Annotated in this window: 22 protein-coding genes; 11 read left to right on the plus strand and 11 right to left on the minus strand. The window is 65.2% G+C overall.

What is annotated here, in order from left to right; translation table 11 throughout:
• Positions 1–35 precede the first annotated feature (35 nt).
• Positions 36–893, plus strand: a complete 858-nt coding sequence (locus tag BLT60_RS00610) for a tetratricopeptide repeat protein (RefSeq protein WP_090874284.1) — start codon at positions 36–38, stop codon at positions 891–893.
• A 69-nt stretch (positions 894–962) separates the two neighbouring features.
• On the opposite strand, the gene BLT60_RS00615 is transcribed toward BLT60_RS00610, so the two are convergent.
• Positions 963–1568, minus strand: coding sequence for a DUF1236 domain-containing protein (locus tag BLT60_RS00615; RefSeq protein WP_175478222.1), 606 nt, complete (start codon positions 1566–1568; stop codon positions 963–965).
• Between the two features lie 199 nt (positions 1569–1767).
• On the opposite strand from BLT60_RS00615, the gene BLT60_RS00620 reads away from it, so the two are divergent.
• The 3 genes from BLT60_RS00620 to BLT60_RS00630 all read left to right on the plus strand — a co-directional run bounded on the left by BLT60_RS00620 (position 1768) and on the right by BLT60_RS00630 (position 3481).
• The gene (locus tag BLT60_RS00620; protein WP_090874286.1) at positions 1768–2475 is read left to right on the plus strand and encodes an HAD family hydrolase; all 708 of its coding nucleotides are present in this window, start codon (positions 1768–1770) and stop codon (positions 2473–2475) included.
• 177 nt (positions 2476–2652) lie between these two features.
• Positions 2653–3141 carry a tetratricopeptide repeat protein gene (locus BLT60_RS00625; RefSeq protein ID WP_139167723.1) on the plus strand — a complete coding sequence of 163 codons (489 nt, stop codon included), beginning with the start codon at positions 2653–2655 and terminating at the stop codon, positions 3139–3141.
• Between the two features lie 79 nt (positions 3142–3220).
• Positions 3221–3481 carry a hypothetical protein gene (locus BLT60_RS00630; RefSeq protein WP_090874288.1) on the plus strand — a complete coding sequence of 87 codons (261 nt, stop codon included), beginning with the start codon at positions 3221–3223 and terminating at the stop codon, positions 3479–3481.
• A 5-nt stretch (positions 3482–3486) separates the two neighbouring features.
• Here the strand turns inward: BLT60_RS00630 and BLT60_RS00635 are convergent, their stop codons facing one another.
• The 5 genes from BLT60_RS00635 to BLT60_RS00655 form a co-directional block, all read right to left on the minus strand.
• Positions 3487–3807 carry a hypothetical protein gene (locus BLT60_RS00635; RefSeq protein ID WP_175478223.1) on the minus strand — a complete coding sequence of 107 codons (321 nt, stop codon included), beginning with the start codon at positions 3805–3807 and terminating at the stop codon, positions 3487–3489.
• 120 nt (positions 3808–3927) lie between these two features.
• Positions 3928–5325: an NAD(P)(+) transhydrogenase (Re/Si-specific) subunit beta gene (locus tag BLT60_RS00640; protein WP_090874289.1), complete on the minus strand. Its 1398-nt coding sequence runs from the start codon at positions 5323–5325 to the stop codon at positions 3928–3930.
• A 4-nt stretch (positions 5326–5329) separates the two neighbouring features.
• The gene (locus BLT60_RS00645) at positions 5330–5806 is read right to left on the minus strand and encodes an NAD(P) transhydrogenase subunit alpha part 2 (protein WP_090874290.1); all 477 of its coding nucleotides are present in this window, start codon (positions 5804–5806) and stop codon (positions 5330–5332) included.
• Positions 5806–6948 carry a Re/Si-specific NAD(P)(+) transhydrogenase subunit alpha gene (locus tag BLT60_RS00650; protein WP_090874291.1) on the minus strand — a complete coding sequence of 381 codons (1143 nt, stop codon included), beginning with the start codon at positions 6946–6948 and terminating at the stop codon, positions 5806–5808. Before BLT60_RS00650 ends, BLT60_RS00645 begins: the two co-directional genes overlap by 1 nt.
• Positions 6949–7057: 109 nt before the next feature.
• The gene (locus BLT60_RS00655) at positions 7058–7210 is read right to left on the minus strand and encodes an aa3-type cytochrome c oxidase subunit IV (protein WP_090874292.1); all 153 of its coding nucleotides are present in this window, start codon (positions 7208–7210) and stop codon (positions 7058–7060) included.
• A gap of 200 nt (positions 7211–7410) precedes the next feature.
• Between BLT60_RS00655 and BLT60_RS00660 the strand changes: the two genes are divergently transcribed.
• Positions 7411–8265, plus strand: a complete 855-nt coding sequence (locus BLT60_RS00660) for a metal-dependent phosphohydrolase (protein WP_090874293.1) — start codon at positions 7411–7413, stop codon at positions 8263–8265.
• 15 nt (positions 8266–8280) lie between these two features.
• On the opposite strand, the gene BLT60_RS00665 is transcribed toward BLT60_RS00660, so the two are convergent.
• The 3 genes from BLT60_RS00665 to BLT60_RS00675 form a co-directional block, all read right to left on the minus strand.
• Positions 8281–8724 carry a DoxX family protein gene (locus BLT60_RS00665; protein ID WP_090874294.1) on the minus strand — a complete coding sequence of 148 codons (444 nt, stop codon included), beginning with the start codon at positions 8722–8724 and terminating at the stop codon, positions 8281–8283.
• Between the two features lie 80 nt (positions 8725–8804).
• Positions 8805–10175: an ABC1 kinase family protein gene (locus tag BLT60_RS00670; protein WP_090874295.1), complete on the minus strand. Its 1371-nt coding sequence runs from the start codon at positions 10173–10175 to the stop codon at positions 8805–8807.
• Between the two features lie 76 nt (positions 10176–10251).
• A complete protein-coding gene (locus BLT60_RS00675) occupies positions 10252–10689 on the minus strand; it encodes a hypothetical protein (RefSeq protein ID WP_090874296.1) in 438 nt (145 codons plus the stop codon).
• Positions 10690–11003: 314 nt separating this feature from the next.
• On the opposite strand from BLT60_RS00675, the gene BLT60_RS00680 reads away from it, so the two are divergent.
• The 3 genes from BLT60_RS00680 to BLT60_RS00690 all read left to right on the plus strand — a co-directional run bounded on the left by BLT60_RS00680 (position 11004) and on the right by BLT60_RS00690 (position 13555).
• The gene (locus tag BLT60_RS00680) at positions 11004–11255 is read left to right on the plus strand and encodes a phosphopantetheine-binding protein (RefSeq protein ID WP_175478225.1); all 252 of its coding nucleotides are present in this window, start codon (positions 11004–11006) and stop codon (positions 11253–11255) included.
• Entirely contained in the window at positions 11252–12460 is a 1209-nt protein-coding gene (locus tag BLT60_RS00685; protein ID WP_090874298.1) for a beta-ketoacyl-[acyl-carrier-protein] synthase family protein, read from the plus strand. The genes BLT60_RS00680 and BLT60_RS00685 overlap by 4 nt, the downstream gene beginning before the upstream one ends.
• A gap of 225 nt (positions 12461–12685) precedes the next feature.
• Positions 12686–13555, plus strand: a complete 870-nt coding sequence (locus tag BLT60_RS00690; protein WP_090874299.1) for a calcium-binding protein — start codon at positions 12686–12688, stop codon at positions 13553–13555.
• 130 nt (positions 13556–13685) lie between these two features.
• Here the strand turns inward: BLT60_RS00690 and BLT60_RS24250 are convergent, their stop codons facing one another.
• Together BLT60_RS24250 and BLT60_RS00695 are read right to left on the minus strand one after the other, a co-directional pair.
• Complete coding sequence (locus BLT60_RS24250) at positions 13686–13853, minus strand: hypothetical protein (protein ID WP_175478226.1); 168 nt, start codon at positions 13851–13853, stop codon at positions 13686–13688.
• A 33-nt stretch (positions 13854–13886) separates the two neighbouring features.
• Positions 13887–15725, minus strand: a complete 1839-nt coding sequence (locus BLT60_RS00695; RefSeq protein ID WP_090874300.1) for a M3 family oligoendopeptidase — start codon at positions 15723–15725, stop codon at positions 13887–13889.
• A 44-nt stretch (positions 15726–15769) separates the two neighbouring features.
• Here BLT60_RS00695 and BLT60_RS24255 point away from each other — a divergent pair, with 44 nt between their 5' ends.
• The 3 genes from BLT60_RS24255 (at position 15770) to BLT60_RS00705 (ending at position 19216) form a co-directional block, all read left to right on the plus strand.
• Entirely contained in the window at positions 15770–15907 is a 138-nt protein-coding gene (locus BLT60_RS24255) for a hypothetical protein (protein ID WP_175478227.1), read from the plus strand.
• Between the two features lie 37 nt (positions 15908–15944).
• Positions 15945–17438, plus strand: coding sequence for a sigma-54-dependent transcriptional regulator (locus tag BLT60_RS00700; protein ID WP_090874301.1), 1494 nt, complete (start codon positions 15945–15947; stop codon positions 17436–17438).
• A gap of 122 nt (positions 17439–17560) precedes the next feature.
• Positions 17561–19216, plus strand: coding sequence for a L,D-transpeptidase family protein (locus BLT60_RS00705; RefSeq protein WP_175478228.1), 1656 nt, complete (start codon positions 17561–17563; stop codon positions 19214–19216).
• Positions 19217–19230 lie beyond the last annotated feature (14 nt).

Here is a 19230-nt window from a genome sequence, read left to right on the forward strand (position 1 = left end):
TTTGGAAGCAGCAGCCTCGAGGAGCGGCGGCGGGGATGCTCGCGCAGATTGTTCAACAGACGATGCGTTTGCCGACGGCACTTATGCTCGCCGGGCTGACCGTTGCGGCCGGCTGCCAGACCAGCCCGAACGCCTATACCAGCGCCGACATCGACCCGGCGACCGGCTCCGCCGTGAATATCGGCTCGCTGTCGACGGTGATCACGCAGAATCCGAGCGACGCCAACGGCTACAACGTCCGCGGCACGGCCTATGGCAAGGCCGGCAAGTTGCGGGAGGCGGTCGCCGATTTCGACACGGCGATCAAGCTCAATCCGAATTTCTACCAGGCCTATGCCAACCGGGCGCTGGTCGAACGCCGCCTCGGGCAGACCGACAAGGCGTTGGCCGACTACAACCGCGCGATCCAGATCAACCCGAATTACGACATCGCCTATATCGGACGCGGCAACATCTACCGCCAGAACGGCCGGGCCGATCTTGCGCTGGCCGACTTCAACAAGGCCATCGCGCTCGATACCGCCGATCCGCGCGCCTACCATAACCGCGGCCTGATCTACCAGGCCTCGAACAACCAGACCCAGGCGATCGACGATTTCTCCAAGGCGATCAGCATGTCGCCGAAGACCGCCGAGCCGTTCGACGCCCGCGGCCTGTCCTATCTGGCGATGGGGGACTACAAGGCCGCGCTCGACAACTTCAACGAAGCCGTGACCCGCGACCGGGATTCCTACGCCGCCTGGACCAACCAGGGACTGGCGCTCGAGAAGCTCGGAGATCGCGAGCGAGCCTTCGCCGCCTTCGCCAAGGCCGCCAACATCAACCCGAATTACGGGCCGGCCAAGGCCGGGATGAAGCGGACCTCGCCGAGCAGCAATCCCCGCACGACCTGAGTGTCGGTTGGCTGACACGCCGATCCGGGCCGATGGCTTCTGCCATGCGGCCCGGGAACTGGCGTCGACCTACTGGTGGACGTAGAGCACCTGACGCGACGAGTTATCGACCACGACATTCTGGCCGTTGACCCGCGCGAAGGTGTATTTCGACTGCGGGATCGCGTAGAGCGGCACCTTCTCCGGCAGCACCGCGCCGACGACCACTTCGCCGGTGACATGCACGGTATCGACCGTCTGCTCGCTGACATAGGCGGTCACGGCGGTCGGCGGGCTGATCGCCTCGACATAGGCGTTGACCGGCTCGACCGTGCCGACAAAGGTCGGAACCACCGCGTCAACGGCCGTGAAGGTGACGACCGGGATGCCGAAATCGTTCTTGGCGAGCGGCAGCGTCTTGACGCCATCGGTCTCGTCGACATCGATATAGGCCGCTGCGGCCCAGCCCTCGGTCCCGCCCCACTGCACGACGCACCAGGTGACATCCTCCAGGCAGCCGGTGACGTTCAGCGGATCCTTGTGGTTGGTCGTCGCAATGATCGGGTAGTGGGTCGACGGACCGCTGCGCAGGTTGAGATTGGCATTCGAGAAGGCCGCGAAGGCAAATGCCGCCTGGCTGCCGGCAAGCGTCGCCGCAACCGCGGTTGCGACCGCGAGAGTTCGTGCGTATTTCATGTCAGCCCCTTCCATGTTGTTGTTCGAACGCTGGTAATCTCGCCATCCCGCATCGACATGACGCCAGCGCCATCGCACGCGACCGATACTAGACATTCGCTACCCGCTGGTCACCAGAGATGAACCAACTGACCGCTTGGTAAACAAATTCGACGTAGCGGCCATGACCGCGCCCCTTGAGTCACAGTAGGCGTTCCGAATGACCACCCGCGCAAGATCATTGACCACCATCGGCTTCGACGCCGACGACACGCTCTGGCAGAACGAAACCTTCTTCCGCATGACCGAGGAACGGTTTCACGCGCTGGTCAGCGACTACGCAGAAGGCGAGGATCTGTCGGCCCGTTTGCTGGAGGCCGAGAAGCGGAACCTCGCCGCCTACGGCTTTGGCATCAAGGGCTTCACCCTGTCGATGATCGAGACCGCGGTCGAGGTGACCAATGGCGAGGTACCCGCGTCGGTCATCGGCGAAATCCTCGCCGCCGGCCGGGAGATGCTGAGCCACCCGGTCGAGACGCTGCCTCGTGCGCGCGAGACGCTGGAGGAACTGACCGGCGACTATCGCATCGTCCTGATCACCAAGGGCGATCTCTTCGACCAGGAGCGCAAGCTTGCCCAATCGGGGCTTGGCGAGCTCTTCGACGCAATCGAGATCGTCAGCAGCAAGACCGTCGAGACCTACACGCGGATTTTCGCCCAGCACGGCGACGGCCCCGAGCGCGGCATGATGGTCGGCAACTCGCTGCGGTCCGACATCCTGCCGGCGATCGAGGCCGGAGGCTGGGGCGTCTACGTCCCGCACGACCTGACCTGGGCACTGGAGCATGCCGAGCCGCCGAACGGGTCGCCGCGCTTCCGCGAATTGGCCGACCTCGGCGGCCTGCCCGAACTGGTCCGCGCCCTCTGACGGCTTGACGGCCCGTCCGGCGGCCATACGTGATTGGGCGAGCCCCTCTGGAGGGAGTCGCCTGACATGCCGAGATTCGTCCGATCCTCCTGGCGGCGCCTGCCGCATATCGCGGCCGTCGTCGCAGCTATGGCCGCGGGCACCCTGTCGCCCACAACCGCGGCGGAGACCACGCCGTTGCGCGGCGACGCCGCCGAACACATTGCCGAGGGCGACCGCTTGTTCGCCTTCCTCTCCAGGGCGCGCACCGAGGCCGAGGCCCGTGCCATGGAGGACGAGATCTGGCGGCACTGGATGCGCGCGCCGGACAGCGCCGCCGCCGAACTGATGGCCAAGGCCATGGAGCGCCGCACCAGTTATGATTTCGCGGGAGCCGTCGCGATTCTCGACGACCTTGTGGTCCTTGCCCCCGAGTGGGCAGAGGGCTGGAACCAGCGGGCGACCATCCGCTTCATGCAGGGCGATTTCCCGGGTTCCCTCTCCGACATCGAGGAAACACTCCAGCGCGAACCCCGCCATTTCGGCGCCATGGCCGGCATGGCGCTCATCCTCACGCAGCAGGGCCGCGTTCGGCAGGCGCAGGCCATCCTGCGCGAAGCAGTGGAGATCAACCCGTTCCTTCGCGAGAGGGCGATGATCGTTCCCGTTCCTGGCCAGGACATATAGAGGGCCGAGCCGGGTTGAGCCGCGCGCGGCAGGCGTGCGACAGTCCGGTGCATCACGAGCGAAAGGCAGCCGACACCGCATGGCAATCATCAGCCGCTGGTTCATCTCCGCCGCGACACGACTGGCAAGCGATCCGCGCGTCCGGACCAAGGCAGCCGAGGTCTTCGAGAAGGAAGTGAAGCCGCGCGCCGCCGAGACGTGGCGGAAGACGAAACCGAAGCTCAAGGCGACGCGGGACGAACTGACCCAGATGGCCCGCGAGTCCGACGCGGTGAAGAACCCCGGCGCCTTCGCAGCAAGAGTCAAGAAGCGCTACATCGACCGCGACGACAAGACCTGACCAATTCAGATTGACGAGCCGTCGATCTCGCCCGGATCCGGCGGCGGCAAGTCGCTCTTGGCAATCGGCGGCATGCGTGACCGCGACAGGGCGCTGGGCAGCGGCATCCACGACGCAAGCTCAGCCTCCGCGTAAATGACCGGCGCGTCGGCGTCCGAGTCGGTCGCCAGCCACGCCGGCTCGGCCTGGTCCCGCGCCGTCGTCCACCGCACAACGTCGACCTCGGCCGGTCCCTGCTCGCTGGCCCGGACGGTCACCAGAATCCGCGACCCGTCCTGCGGCGCGGTCTTCATCGCCTGCCATTCATTCGGGTCGGGTTTGGTCATTCCGGGCCTCGCTGCTGCGATGACCACGAACATGGAACGCCCCGCGACGGACGGCAAGAGCCCCTCCGCTCAACGTCAGCGCTCACCCGCTTTTAGCCGCTGGAAAGGCCGACCGCGGCGTCAGGCCAGCGCCTTGACGATGCCGTCGGTCATCTTTTTGGCGTCGCCGAGCAGCATCATCGTGTTGTCGCGGTAGAAGAGCGGGTTGTCGATGCCGGCATAGCCGGAGGCGAGCGACCGCTTGACGAACATCACCGTCCCGGCTTTCCACACCTGCAGCACCGGCATGCCGTAGATCGGCGAGGATGGATCGTCCTCGGCGGCCGGATTGGTGACGTCGTTGGCGCCAATCACATAGACGACATCGGCCTGGGCGAACTCGGAATTGATGTCCTCCAGCTCGAAGACCTCGTCGTAGGGCACGTTGGCCTCGGCGAGCAGGACGTTCATGTGGCCGGGCATGCGGCCGGCGACCGGGTGAATCGCGTATTTGACCTCGACGCCGGCTTCCTTCAGTTCGTCCGCCATCTCGCGCAGCGCATGCTGGGCCTGCGCCACCGCCATGCCGTAGCCCGGGACGATGATGACCTTCGAGGCATTCTTGAGGATGAAGGCGGCATCGTCGGCCGAGCCCTGCTTGACCGTGCGCACGACGCCGTCGTCGCCCGCGCCCGCAGCCGCCTCGCCGCCGAAGCCGCCGAGGATCACCGAGATGAAGGAGCGGTTCATCCCCTTGCACATGATGTAGGAGAGGATCGCACCCGACGAGCCGACCAGCGCGCCCGTGATGATCAGCGCGGTATTGCCGAGCGTGAAGCCGATACCGGCCGCCGCCCAGCCCGAATAGGAATTCAGCATCGAGATCACCACCGGCATGTCGGCGCCGCCGATCGGGATGATGATCAGAACGCCGAGCGCCAGCGCGACGAGGGTCGCGAGCCAGAAAGCGAAATGGCTTTCGGTGGCGGCGAAGATGATGATCAGCACCACCAGCAGGATCGCCAGCCCGGCATTCACCACGTGGCGTATTGGCAGCATGATCGGTGCGCCGGACATGCGGCCATCGAGCTTGAGGAAGGCGATGATCGAACCGGTGAAGGTCAGCGCGCCGATGGCGACGCCGATCGACATTTCCACCAGGCTCGCGCCATGGATCGTGCCGGGCGTCCCGATGCCGAAGGCGGCCGGATCGTAGAGTGCGGCAGCCGCGACGAGCACGGCGGCGAGGCCGACCAGCGAGTGGAAGGCGGCGACCAATTGCGGCATCGACGTCATCGGGATGCGACGGGCAATCACCGCGCCGATGCCGCCACCGATCGCGATACCGAGAACGATCAGAAAGAAGGAACCCCAGCCCGGCGCGGCGACGAAGAGCGTCGTGACGATGGCGATCGCCATGCCGGCGATGGCGAAGGTATTGCCGCGCCGTGAACTCTCGGGGCTCGAAAGCCCGCGGAGCGCCAGGATGAAGAGGACGCCGGAGACGAGGTAGAGCAGCGCGGTGAGGTTGGCGCTCATGAGCTCACGCTCTCTCTTTCTTCTTGTACATGGCCAGCATCCGCTGGGTGACGAGGAAGCCGCCGAAGATGTTTACCGAGGCGAAAACCAGCGCGAGGAAACCGAAGGCCTTGGACAACCAGCTGCCGCTCGACACCGCGTCGGCGGCGCTGACCCCGACCGCCAGAAGCGCGCCGACGACGATCACCGACGAGATCGCGTTGGTGACCGACATCAGCGGCGTGTGCAGCGCCGGGGTCACCGACCAGACGACGTAGTAACCCACGAAGATCGCCAGCACGAAGATCGCCAGCCGGAAGACGAAGGGGTCGATCGCCCCGCCGGTCGCGGCATGGACCGCACCGCCGATCGCCTCGGCGGCCTGGTCGGCATAGCCCTGGGCCGCGGTTGCCGCCTCGACCGCCGTTTCCGACGCCGACTTTGCGCTGTCTGCCGCCGCCTGCGCCGCCGCAGCCGCCTGTTCGGGGGTCATCGATGCCATCATTCACCTCCCTTTTCGGCAAAGGCCGGGTGGACGACCTTGCCGTCCCGGGTCAGGTTCGTCGCCTTGATCAGTTCGTCGTCCCAGTCAATCGCCAGCGCCTTCTTCTCCTTGTCGATCATCGTCTCGACGAAGGCGTAGAGGTTGCGGGCGTAGAGCGCCGATGCGCTGGCCGCGATGCGGCCGGCGACGTTGAGGTAGCCGACGATCTTGACCCCGTCGACATCGACGACCTCGCCGGGCTTGGCGCCCTCGACATTGCCGCCGCGCTCGACCGCGAGATCGACGAGAACCGATCCGGGTTTCATCGCCGCGACCATCGCCTTGGAAACCAGCTTCGGCGCCGGGCGGCCGGGGATCAACGCGGTCGTCACCACGACGTCCTGCTTGGCGATATGCGCGGCGATCAGGTCGGCCTGTTTCGCTTGGTATTCCTTCGACATCTCCTTGGCGTAGCCGCCGGAGGTCTCTGCCTGCCTGAACTCGTCATCCTCGACCGCGATGAACTTGGCGCCGAGCGACTCGACCTGCTCCTTCGCCGCCGGCCGCACGTCGGTCGCCGTGACCACCGCGCCGAGCCGGCGCGCCGTGGCAATCGCCTGGAGCCCGGCAACGCCGGCGCCCATCACGAAGACCCGCGCCGCCGGCACCGTGCCGGCCGCCGTCATCATCATCGGGAAGGCGCGACCGAAATTCGACGCTGCGTCGATGATCGACTGGTAACCGGCGAGGTTCGCCTGGCTCGACAGCACGTCCATGCTCTGGGCGCGGGTGATGCGCGGCATGAATTCCATGGTGAAGGCGTCGATACCGCTTTCGGCGAGTGCCTTGACGTCCTCGTCATTGCCGAAGGGATCGAGCGCCCCGACCAGGATGGCGCCCGACACAAGGTTCTTGACCTCCGTGGCGCTGGGACGACGCACCTTCAGGACGATATCCGCCGCCTTGAGCATCGGCGGCGCGGTCTTGGCAATCGTCGCGCCCGCCCCCTCGTAATCCGCATCCGTGATCCGCGATCCGGCCCCGGCACCGGCCTGGACCGTCACCTCCGCGCCGAGAGCGATGAACTTCTTCACCGTTTCCGGAGTCGCGGCGACCCGTGGTTCGGTCTTGTCGGTTTCCGTCGGCACGGCGATTTTCATGGGCGATTCCGGATCCTATCTGGACTGCAGACTGCGTGCATCGACCTGATCGGGCCCGCCGGCAAACCCGCCCTGACGAAGGGTCGGCTGACCTGCCTGCCCGTCTCGATCAAAGCAAGAAAAAGGCCATCAGGATGAGGACGATGACGACGAAAATCGATCCCCACTTCGACAGTTGGACGAAACCTTCATATGTGCGGAGGTGATCGGCATAGTCGGTGCCGGTTGCGGTTCCGATTTCGGCGGCGCCATGCTCTGCCATCGTCGCTATCTCCCTTGCGAGCCCTGAAAGGCGGGCTTTATAGCAAAACCGCGGCCAGCGACAATCGTGTATGGCGTCGCATCGCGTTTGACCAAGGGAAAATCCGTCCCTGCAGCAAAATTGTGCAGACCGCGCGCCGCGCACAGGAGTAGCATCCGCCGGCAACTGGATGGCGGAACGACCTCCTAGGAGATCCCGGCATGCTGAACCCGATCTCGATTCTGGCCGAGCACTACGGCGACTACCTCGCCGGGCACTACCACGAGTATTTCTCCTACCGAAGCCCCGAATACGCCACCTATCTCGGCGGCGCTGCCCGGCTCGTCCTCGAGCGGATCGGTAACTCGGACGCCCTCTACCACAACATCGAGCATACGATGATGGTGACCCAGGTCGGCCAGCAGATCATTCGCGGCCGCCTGCTTTCCGAGGCGCTCACCCCGGAAGACTGGCTACATTACACCTGTGCCTGCCTCGTCCACGACATCGGCTTCGTCCGCGGCATCTGTCGCGGCGACACCACCAGCACCCAGGTGATCAACGAAGCGGGAGAAACCGTCACGCCGCCGCGTGGCGCCTCCGACGCCTTCCTGGCGCCCTGGCATATCGACCGCGGCAAGCTCTACGCACAGGAGCGCTTCGGCTCCTCCCCCTATGTCGAGGCAAAGCGGATCGGCGCTGCGATCGAGATGACTCGTTTCCCCGTCCCCGAGGGCGAGCTCTATGCGGCGACCGATACCGAGGGCGCGCTGGTCCGGGCCGCCGACCTCATCGGCCAGATGGCCGACCCGTATTACCACCGGAAGATCAACGCGCTTTTTCTCGAATTCGTCGAGACCGGCACGGCGAAGGAACTCGGCTACGACAATCCCGCCGACCTCATCGACAAGTATCCGGAGTTCTTCTGGAGCCATGTCCGGCCCTATATCGGCACGGCTCTCGGCTACCTGGAACTGACGACGGAGGGCAAGCAGTGGATCGCCGCGCTCAACTCCAACGTCTTCCAGATCGAGCACGGCAGGCGCTTCGTCGGCCCCTTTCCCGGTCCGGACTAGCCGCGGCGACGGCTCTCAGAACTCCCGGCCAATCCACGCATCGACGCAGAGGCGCCCTCCCCCGCGCACGGCGATCATCAGCAGGATGACCGCCCACAACGCCGAGAATTCGACGCCGCCCGGTTCGACATAGAAGCCAAGCGGCAGGTGAACGTAGAGCGCCGCCGTCGCCGTGGTGGCCGCCGCCGCCAGCGCCGCCGGCCGGGTGAGAAGGCCGACCGCAATACAGGCGCCGCCCACCACCTCGACGATCCCGACGGCAAGCATCAGCGGCACGGCCGGCTCAAGCCCGATCGCCTGGAAGAAGGCGATCATCTCTTCCTGGCTGCCGGTGATACCGAAGAGCTTCCACAACCCGTGCGGCACGAGAAACGCCCCGGCCGTCAGCCGGGTCAGCGCGTAGACCGGCTCGGACAGCGCGGCATAGACAGGGACAAGGGCGGGGATGAAGGGTCGCATCGGCAGGCCTCCCGGAAGACTGGCGTCGGGATACCTAACACGCGAAGCGGCCCGAATATTCGGCCGCCCGTAGACCGGGCTCAGGATTTGTCCGCCAGCCCCGCCGCCTTCAGCGCGGCGGCTTGCCGCTTGGCAAGCTTCGCCTCGTCGAAGGCGTCGACCGCCTCGGCGAAGAGACGATGAAAATTCAGCTCCGCCTTGAGATGGAGCATCACCGAGCCGAGGCCGATCGCGGCGCGATCCATCAGCACGAATTCGCGCGGCACCCTGATCGGCGGCCCCGCCTTCAAGCCCTGCTTGACCTTCCACGCCTCGCGACGGCCATAGGCATGCGGGTCGACACCATCGGCGATCGTCCGCACCCGGTCATCGATCAGCGGGGCATAGATGAAGCGGGCCCAGATGTTGAGAACATCGATCTGCTCGTTGCTGAGGCCGGTGAACCCCCAGCGCCGATAGGCCTCGATAACGCGGTCGCGATCGTCGTCGAGGAAGCCGTGATAGAGCTCGACCACGCCGCTGACGAAGCGCGGCGTGAAGATCCGGATGCAGCCATAGTCGAGAAGGTTGATCCCCTCGGGCCGGCCGCCCTCCTCGAAGACGCTGTAATTGCCGAGATGCGGATCGCCGTGGATGATGCCGTGGGTGGCGAAGGGGTGCCACCATGCCCGGAACATCGCCTCCGCGATCCGGTTCCTGTCCTCAAGATCGTGATCGAGAAACGACAGCAGTGGCGCGCCGTCGAGCCAGCCCATCGTCAACAGCCGCCCGGTCGATAGCTCCGGCACCATCTCCGGCACCCGGATCATCGGCTCGGCGGCCAGCGCCTGGCCGTAGAGCAACGCATTGCTCGCCTCGCGGCGGTAGTCGAGTTCCTCGCGCAGGCGCTCGGACAGTTCCTTGGCGATCTCCGTCGTGTCGATCTCCGGATTGAAACGGCGCTGCAGCGCGAACACCACGCCGAGCTGACCGAGGTCGGCTTCGACCGCCGACTGCATGTCGGGATACTGGAGTTTGCAGGCGAGCGCCCGCCCGTCGTGATCGGTCGCCCGGTGCACCTGGCCAAGCGAGGCCGCGGCCGATGGCGTCTCGTCGAAGGACCCGAAGCACTGCTTCCAGTCGGGCCCGAGTTCCGCCTTCATCCGACGCTTGACGAAGGCCGGCCCCATCGGCGGCGCCGATGCCTGGAGTTTCTGAAGTTCGGCGGCATATTCGGGCGGCAGCAGGTCCGGCACGGTCGACAGGAGTTGGGCCAGCTTCATCAGCGGCCCCTTGAGGCCGCCAAGCGCCGCCATCAGTTCGGCGGCGTTGCGCTGATCGGAGAGGTCGCGACCGAACAGGCGCGCCCCGGCCATCTTCGCCGCCACCCCGCCGACATTGGCGCCAACGCGAGCATAGCGCGTCACGCGACGGGAAAGACGGTTCTTCTCGGGATCGGGCGCGTCGTCCATAAGCGATATCTAGGCAGGCATCACGGCGGAGAGAAGGCCCGCGAGTGTCGCATGCGCAAGGTCCGCCCGGCGGAGGCTAGGCCCCTACCGGCGTTTCGCCGCCCGCGACGCCCGCCTCGTATTTCTTGATGTTGAGGCGGAGGGGCCGCGAACGCCCGTCGGCATATTCACGTTTGGCGTAGAGGGTCCGCACGCCCTTGCCGCGACTGACGACCTCGGCCAGGAGGAACTGGTTGACCTCGTCCGTCTCGGCGGACCACGCATTGATGACGCCACAATCCCCCGCCGACCCGGAGACCTCGGTCGCGGCGGGGCCGCCGGTCACCCAGGCTTCCGCTTCGGACTCGGTCATGATCGCCCAGCCACAAAAGCCGACAACCTCGCTGCCGCGAATGACGAAGAAATAGTGACCGCGCCTGATCTGGCCGGTGAGCACCCGGGACCAGTGGCCGAAGGGCAGCCGCGCGAAGGCCGGCTTCTTCATCAGGTATTCCACCGCGAGCCCGAGAGCCATCGCCCGGTTATCGAATACTCGTGTCCGAAGCGGATGAGCTTTCTCGGCAGCGTCCGTCATCTCTGTCTCCGATCCGGGGCTATGCACGGCCGTGTTGGCGAAATTTAACAGAGCCTCGCGGCGACCGCCAAACGCTGGATGAGGGCTTGCGACGAAGGTCACAGCGCGGCCAACCCTTCGCTGGTATTTCTCGCGATGACGGTCCTAGGCACCTTGCAAAGGTCAGACGCAACGACGAAGGTCGCCTCCGGTCCTGATATCGGATGTCACGACCGGCCACGCCGACGGGATGATGCCGCCAAGGAGGTCTGATTGTGGACACTTTGGGAAGAGTTCAGAAGATCATCGCGGAGCAACTGGAGCGGCCTTCGGACGATGTGCGCCCGGAAACACGGCTGGAGAATCTCGGTGACTCGCTCGACCTGATCGAGGTCGTCTATGCCCTCGAAGTGGAATTCAAGGTCGATGTCCCGCTGAATTCGAAGGCGCCCGGCGAGTCGCTCGACACGGTTCAGGATGTCGCGCGGATCATCGACCGTCTGGTCGCCGAAAGAGAAGCCGCTTGAAGCGGGTTGCAATCACCGGCGTCGGCGTCGTCTCGCCGGTTGGCAACACCATTGAGGAGTTCTGGTCGGCCCTTGTCGAAGCGCGATCCGGTATCCGCCCGATCACCGGCATCGACACCAGCCGGCTGAACACCGCGCAGGCCGCACAGGTACAGGATTTCGACCCGGCCGATCATTTCGCCGCGCGGAAGATGTCGCTTCTCGACCGGTTTTCGCAGTTTGCCGTGGTCGCGGCGCGGGCGGCGGTTGCGCATTCCGGAATCGCGATCGACGAGGAATTGGCACTCCGGACCGCAACGATCATCGGCACCGGCGCCGGAGGCATGCACACGCTCGACGACTCCTTCCGGCGCGTCTATGCCGAGGACGCGCGGAAAATCCATCCGTTCTCCGTCCCCAGGGGGATGGACAACGCGGCGGCAAGCCAGGTGTCGATCGACATCGGCACGAGGGGCCCGGCCTTCGCGATCGTCTCCGCCTGCGCCTCGGGCGCCCACGCCATCGGCCTCGGCTTCCAGATGATCCGTTCCGGCATGGCGCCGCTGGCCATCGTTGGCGCGTCCGAAGCCTGCCTGACCGTCGGAACGATCATCGCCTGGCAATCGCTCCGCGTCCTCAGCGACGATCTTTGCCGGCCATTCTCCCGCAATCGCTCGGGCCTCGTTCTCGGTGAGGGAGCGGCCGTGCTCGTTTTGGAGGACTGGGATCATGCCGCGGCGCGCGGCGCGAGAATCATCGCAGAGGTCCGCGGGTTCGGAATGAGCGCCGACGCGAATGACGCGATCGCGCCCGATCGCGACGGCGCGGAACGCGCCATGCGCGCGGCGCTGCGCGATGCCGGGGCCGACGTCGCCGACATCGACTATGTCAACGCCCATGGTACAGGCACCCGGCTCAATGACGCCACGGAAACGCAGGCCATCCGCGGTGTTTTCGGCCCCGATGCCGATCGTCTCGCCGTCTCGTCGAATAAGGGAGTCCTCGGCCATGGCCTCGGCGTTGCGGGCGCTTTCGAGGCCATTGCCACGGCCCTGACGCTGCAGTCGCAGGTCGTTCCACCGACGGCGAATTACCAGGAGCCAGACCCGGACTGCGACCTCGACATCGTGCCCAACACCGCTCGCGCCATGCCAGTCCGCGCTGCCCTTTCGAACTCGTTCGCCTTCGGCGGGCTCAATGCGGTTCTCGCCTTCGGACCCGCCTAGTTTCGTCCGGGTGTGACCGCCGCAACACGTTTCTTCCACCCACAGAATGTCGCGAATCCGGCGCCCGCCGACGGTATTGCCGGCCGGTTCCGCGATCGCCAACAGGAATGTGGCGTGGTGATGTCACGGGGTGTGAGGTGGATAACAGCGGGTAGGTGAGCATTCCACTAGAGGTCGGTTCCACGACTTGTACACCACCAGTCGGACAGAGGAAGGAACCCCGAAATGGCACTCTATGTAGGCACAGAAGCAGCCAACTCGAACAGCGGAACGGGTGCATCCGACACGTCCTATGGTATGGGCGGAAACGACACCCTGAAGGGCGCAGCCGGCAACGACTACCTGTATGGCGGCGAAGCCAATGACCTTCTCCAGGGCGGGTCGAACGATGACGTGGTCGAAGGCGGCCGCGGCGAAGACCAGGTGCAGGGCGGTACCGGAAATGACCACCTGTTCGGCGGCGACGGCAACGACAAGATCGGCGCAGCCCTGGACGGAACGCCGTCGATCCTTGACGAAGAAGACGACCCCGGCGACGACGAAATGTATGGCGGTGCCGGCGATGACCAGATGCAAGGCGGCACCGGCAACGACTACATGGAAGGCGGCACTGGCAACGACCAGATGCGCGGCGACCTCGAGACCGCCAATGCCGGTGACGGCGACGACGAGATGTACGGCGGCAAAGGCGACGACGAGATCTACGGCGGCGACGGCGACGACGAGATCTACGGCGGCGGCGGCGAGGACGATATCTACGGCGGCCTCGGCCAGGACGATCTGTTTGGCGGCAACGGGCCGGACGTCTTCCACTTCAATTCGGTCGAGGAGATCGGCAAGAAGAAGGCCGATCGCGACATGATCGGCGACTTCAACCGCAAGGAAGGCGACATCATCGACCTCAGCGAGATCGACGCCAAGAAGGGCGGCGGTGACAATGCCTTCAAGTATGTCGGCGAAGACAAACCGACCGGCAAGGGCGAGCTGAGCTTCAAGAACGGCAAGCTGAAAGGCAACACCGACAACGACAAGGCGCCGGAGTTTATCCTGCTGGTCGACGTCAACAAGCTGAAGGCCGACGACTTCGACCTGTAGCAATCAGCGGCCGCGGTTCTCCGCAGCCTCCGACATTCTTGGCCGGCGCCCTGGCGCCGGCCTTTTTGTGCCGTCGCTCAGGACATTTTCGCGTCGGGCCGGTGCATGAAGCGAGACGGTTTCCCGGTCGTCAGCGCAGGCGCTTGACCGCGATGATGCCGCCGATCGCGGCGACCGCGGCGATCAGGATGACGAGCAGCACGACCATCGCCACGGCGCCGACGATCGCGCCGAGCGTCTTCCAGAATCCCACCGTGGCGATGAGAATGATCAGCAGGATGAAAAACAGCACAGGCACGGTTCGCGTCTCCCCGATTTGAACGACGGCAGCCTAGCCGCTGTCGCCCTCGTCTTCCATCGCCTCGAGTTCGCCGATCAGACGGTCGATGACGCCGAGCCCCTTGTCCCAGAAGCCCGGATCGCTCGCGTCCAGCCCGAAGGGCGCCAGCAACTCCTTGTGGTGCTTGGAGCCGCCGGCCTTGAGCATGGCGAGATACTTGTCCTGGAAGCCCGACGCCGATTCCTCGTAGACCGCGTAGAGCGAGTTCACCAGGCAGTCGCCGAAGGCATAGGCGTAGACATAGAAGGGCGCATGGATGAAGTGCGGGATGTAGCTCCAGAACACTTCGTAGCCCGGCTGCAGCCGGATCGCCGGCCCAAGGCTCTCGGCCTGCACCTTCATCCAGATCTCGCCGAGGTCCTCGGCCGTCAGTTCGCCCTCGGCGCGCTTGATATGGACTTCGCGCTCGAAGCTGTAGAAGGCGATCTGGCGAACCACCGTGTTGATCATGTCCTCGACCTTGGCGGCCAGCATCGCCTTCCGCTGGGCCGGTTCCGTCGTTTCGACGAGCAGCGACTTGAAGGTCAGCATCTCGCCGAAGACGCTGGCCGTCTCGGCCATGGTCAACGGCGTCGACGCCATCAGCGCGCCCTGCGGCGCGGCAAGCACCTGGTGGACGCCGTGGCCGAGTTCGTGGGCGAGCGTCATCACGTCCCGCACCTTGCCCTGGTAGTTGAGCAGCACATAGGGATGGGCGCTCGGCACCGTCGGATGCGAAAACGCCCCCGGCGCCTTGCCCGGCCGCACCGGCGCGTCGATCCAGCGGTCGTCGAAGAAGCGGCGGGCGATGTTCGCCATGTCCGGTGAGAACAGCCCGTAGGCGCCCAGCACCGTCGTCCGCGCCTCATCGAACCGGATCGTCTTGCTCGGCACCTTTGGCAGCGGCGCGTTGCGGTCCCAGTGATCGAGATGGTCCTGGCCGAACCACTTCGCCTTCAGCGCATAGTAGCGGTGAGAGAGGCGCGGATAGGCATTCCGCACCGCATCGACCAGCGCATCGACGACTTCCGGCTCGACGCGGTTGGCCAGGTGCCGCGACGCCGCGACGTCGCTGAAGCCGCGCCAGCGGTCGGAGATTTCCTTGTCCTTGGCCAGCGTGTTGGTGATGTGAGTGAAGAGCCGGAGGTTGGCCTTGAAGGTCTTCGCCAGCGCCTCGGCCGCCGCCTTGCGCTTGTCGCCATTGGCGTCCTGCAGGAGATTCAGCGTCGGCTCGATCGCCAGCGTCTCGCCATCGACCTCGAAGCGCAGGCTCGCCATCGTCTCGTCGAAGAGCCGGTTCCACGCGCCGCGCCCGGTGACCGACTTCTCGTGGAAGAGCTGCTCGACGCGATCCTCCAGTTCGTAGGGCTTGTCGCGGCGGATATCTTCCAGCCAGGGCCGGTAGTGACCGAGCGCTGGCTCAGCCATCGCCGTCTCAAGCACCGTATCCTCGATCCGGTTCAGTTCGAGCTGGAAGAACAGGAGGTGCGAGCTTGCCGTCGTGATCTTCTCCTGGACATCGCCGAAGAATTTCGACCGCGCCGGGTCGCTGGTATCGCCGGCATGCAGCAGCCCCGCATAGGAGATGATCCGCCCCAGGAGGTCCTCCAGCGCCTCGAAGGCGGCCACCGCCTTGGCAAGGTCCGCGCCCGCCTTCTCACCGGTCGCAAGGCCCTGCAGCTTACCCTTGTAGCGCTCCTCGAACGCGGTCGAGTCCGCCTCCGCCCGTTTGAGGTCGGCCTTCAGTTCAGGGGAATCGGGCGATGGATAGAGGTCGCCGAGATTCCATTCCGGCAATTCGCCATAGGGCGCATCGGTGGCGGGCGTGGCGAACGGATCGGAAGAGGCCATGTCTGGATCGCTGTGTTGAGGACGGTGGCAGGATAGTGGGCATCATGGCGGCTGCAATCAACCGTCCCGATGACGCCGCCGATTCGCCGAATGCGGCACCGATCGTTCACGGCAACAATGCGGTCGCGCAATCGCCAATCGCATCTTTGGAGAGGATGTGCACCGTTCAGTTTGCCGGTTAGCACCAAGTTAACCGCGCAGCCGGATCATTGCGTGGACATGACCGTATCCATCCTTGTCGTCGATGACGACCCGGTACAGCGTCGGCTCCTCTCCGCGGCGATCGAACGATTCGGCTACCGGCCGATCGTCGTCGCCGGAGGCGGAGAAGCGCTCGCGCGCATCGCGGCGGCCGACGGCGACAGCATTGCTCTGATCGTTCTCGACCTCGTGATGCCCGATCTCGACGGCATGGCGGTGCTGGCGAAATTGCGCGAAACGGGTCGCCTGACGCCGGTGATCGTCCAGACCGCCCATGGGGGAATTGATACGGTGGTCAATGCAATGCGTGCCGGCGCCATCGACTTCGTGGTCAAGCCGGTTTCGCCCGAGAGGCTCCAGGTCTCGATCGAGAATGCGCTGAAGCTCGGCGCGCTCGAGGGCGAGCTTGCCCGGGTCAAGCGCGCCGCCAATGGCACGTTGACCTTTCGCGACATCATCACGCGAAGCCCGGCGATGGATCGGGTCATCCGGCTGGGCGAACGCGCCGCCGCTTCCCAGATCCCGATCCTGATCGAAGGCGAATCCGGTGTCGGCAAGGAGTTGATCGCCCGCGCCATCCAGGGAACCAGCGAGCGGCGGTCGAGGCCCTTCGTCACCGTCAATTGCGGTGCGATCCCCGACAATCTCGTCGAAAGCATTCTCTTCGGCCATGAGAAAGGCGCCTTCACCGGCGCGGCCGAGAAGCATGCCGGCAAGTTCCGCGAGGCGCATTCCGGCACGCTTTTCCTCGACGAGGTCGGCGAATTGCCGCCCGACGTCCAGGTCAAGCTCCTGCGCGCCCTGCAGGATGGCGAGATCGATCCCGTCGGCGCCCGACGCCCGAGCCGGATCGACTTCCGGCTGATCTCGGCGACCAACCGCAGCCTGATCGATCTCGTCAAGGAAGGCGCCTTCCGCGAGGACCTCTACTACCGGCTCAACGTCTTCCCGATCCGCGTCCCGCTCCTGCGGGAGCGCCGGGAGGATATCCCGGAACTCGTCCGCCACTTCACGGCGCGCTTCGCCGCCGAGGAGGGCAAGCCCGGCATCCGCGGCGTGAGCGCCGAAGCGCTCGACCTGCTGCTGCGCTTTGACTGGCCGGGCAATGTCCGCCAGCTCGAGAACGCGATGTTCCGCGCCATCGTGCTTGCCGATGGCGCGATGCTGACCCCGGAAGAATTCCCCCAGATCGCCGCGCTGGTCGGCCTCGCCCCGCCGGCCCCGGAGGCCCGGCAACCGTCGGTACCCGGTCTGGCAGAGGCGATCACCCTCGATGAGGCGCCGGCCGATCAGGATCCGGGCGGCGGCAACGGTCTCGAGCCCTTCGACCCGGGCGGCGACGTGCGCCCGCTGGCCGAGATCGAGGAAGCGATGATTCGCCTCGCTCTTGAGCGCTACGAAGGCAGGATGACGGTTGTCGCGCGCAAGCTCGGCATCGGTCGGTCGACCCTCTACCGCAAGCTGAAGGAACTCGGCATCGCCGACGAAGGGTCGGGAATCGCCGCGGAATAGGCTTTTCGCAGCGGTAAAATCATTTTTACCTTGATGGATTACGGTTGAAATACGGCACCGGTTGGTTTCTCTTGCCAACAGGGCGCGTCGCTTTCTGCGGCAAGCAAACGATGAGGCATTTCATGATGTTCCGTAGCCTGTCCCGGGGCCTTGCCGGCGCCGCCGCCCTGACGATGCTCGCCGGTGCGGGCATGGCATCGCCGGTGAAGACCGGCACCGACGCGGCCAAGCAGACCGAACCGCCTGTCCCCTATGCGATCTACCACCGCCTACCCGACGCACGGGCGCTTGCGATGCAGGCCGCCCTTGCCGAGGCCGTCGATGCCGGGCTGGTCCACAAGGACGATGCGGAAGCCGTCGCTGCCTTCTACGAGGACCAGGCCTTTGCTTTCGCCTGGATCGAGAACGGCAGACTGAGCGGTTCCGCCCGTTCGATCATCGATCGCATCAGCCAGGCCGACGAGGACGGGCTCGATGCCGACGCCTACGCCCTGCCCTGGGATAATGTCGGCGTCTACTATGCCGCGGACAACGCCAAGCTCGCTGAAGTCGACCTGATGCTGAGCCAGGCGATCGTCGATTACGCCCGTCATGCCTATTCCGGCCGCCTGACGCCCTTGTCGGTCAGCTCGAATTTCGGCTACACGCCGACCCGTCTTGAAGCGGCCGACATTCTCGGACTCGTCTCGGCGGCAGACGACCCGGCGGCAACGCTGGACGCCTATAACCCTCCGCAGAAGGAATTCCGCCTGCTGCGCGCCGAACTGGCGAAGGAGCGGAACCGCGACGCGGTGGAACGCCCGCCCGAAATCGCCGAAGGCAAGCTGATCAAGCCGGGGATGAGCGATCCCCGCGTGGTCGAGATCCGCGCCAGGCTTGAAGTGACGACCGACGTCGAGGATCCGCAGGTCTACGACGAGGACGTGGTCGCCGCGATCAAGGCATTCCAGACGTCGTCCCGCCTCCGGGCTGACGGCATCGTTGGAAACCGGACGATCGCCGCCTTCAATCGCGACCCGGTCGATCATGTGGAGACGATTGTCGCCAACATGGAGCGCTGGCGCTGGATGCCACGCAACCTCGGCCAGTTCTATGTCTGGGTGAACATCCCTGACTACACGGTCGAGATCAAGAAGGACGATGTCGTCGTCCATTCGACCCGCGTCGTCGTCGGCAAGACGGTCCACCAGACACCCATCTTCTCCGACGAGATGGAGCATGTCGTCGTCAATCCGGTGTGGAACGTCCCGGCGTCGATCGCCCGCAACGAAATGCTGCCGAAGCTGCGGGCCGGCAGCGGCCTTGGCGGCTACAAGGTCTATGCCAACGTCCGCGGCAAGTTCCGGGCGGTCAATCCGCGCTCGATCAACTGGCGCAACGTCAACATGAGCAAGATCCAGATCAAGCAGCCGCCGGGTTCCCGGAATGCGCTTGGTCAGGTCAAGTATCTGTTTCCCAACAAATATTCCGTCTACCTCCACGACACCCCGTCGAAGAGCCTGTTCGACCGCGACGCACGGGCCTTCAGCCATGGCTGCGTGCGTGTCCAGAACCCCTTCGATTTCGGCGAGGCGCTCTTCGCATCCTCCTCGGACGTCGACGGCACCAAGCTGCGAAAGATGGTCGGCGGCGGCGAACGCTGGGTGAACCTGAAGGACAAGATCCCGGTTCACATCACCTATTTCACCGCCTGGGTGGATGCCGACGGCACGTTGCAGCTTCGCGACGACGTCTATGGCCATGACACACGTGTGGCCAAGGCATTGGGATCAACCTGAAATTGCCGTTGCTA

The organism is Bauldia litoralis (assembly GCF_900104485.1).
Lineage (GTDB): Bacteria > Pseudomonadota > Alphaproteobacteria > Rhizobiales > Kaistiaceae > Bauldia > Bauldia litoralis.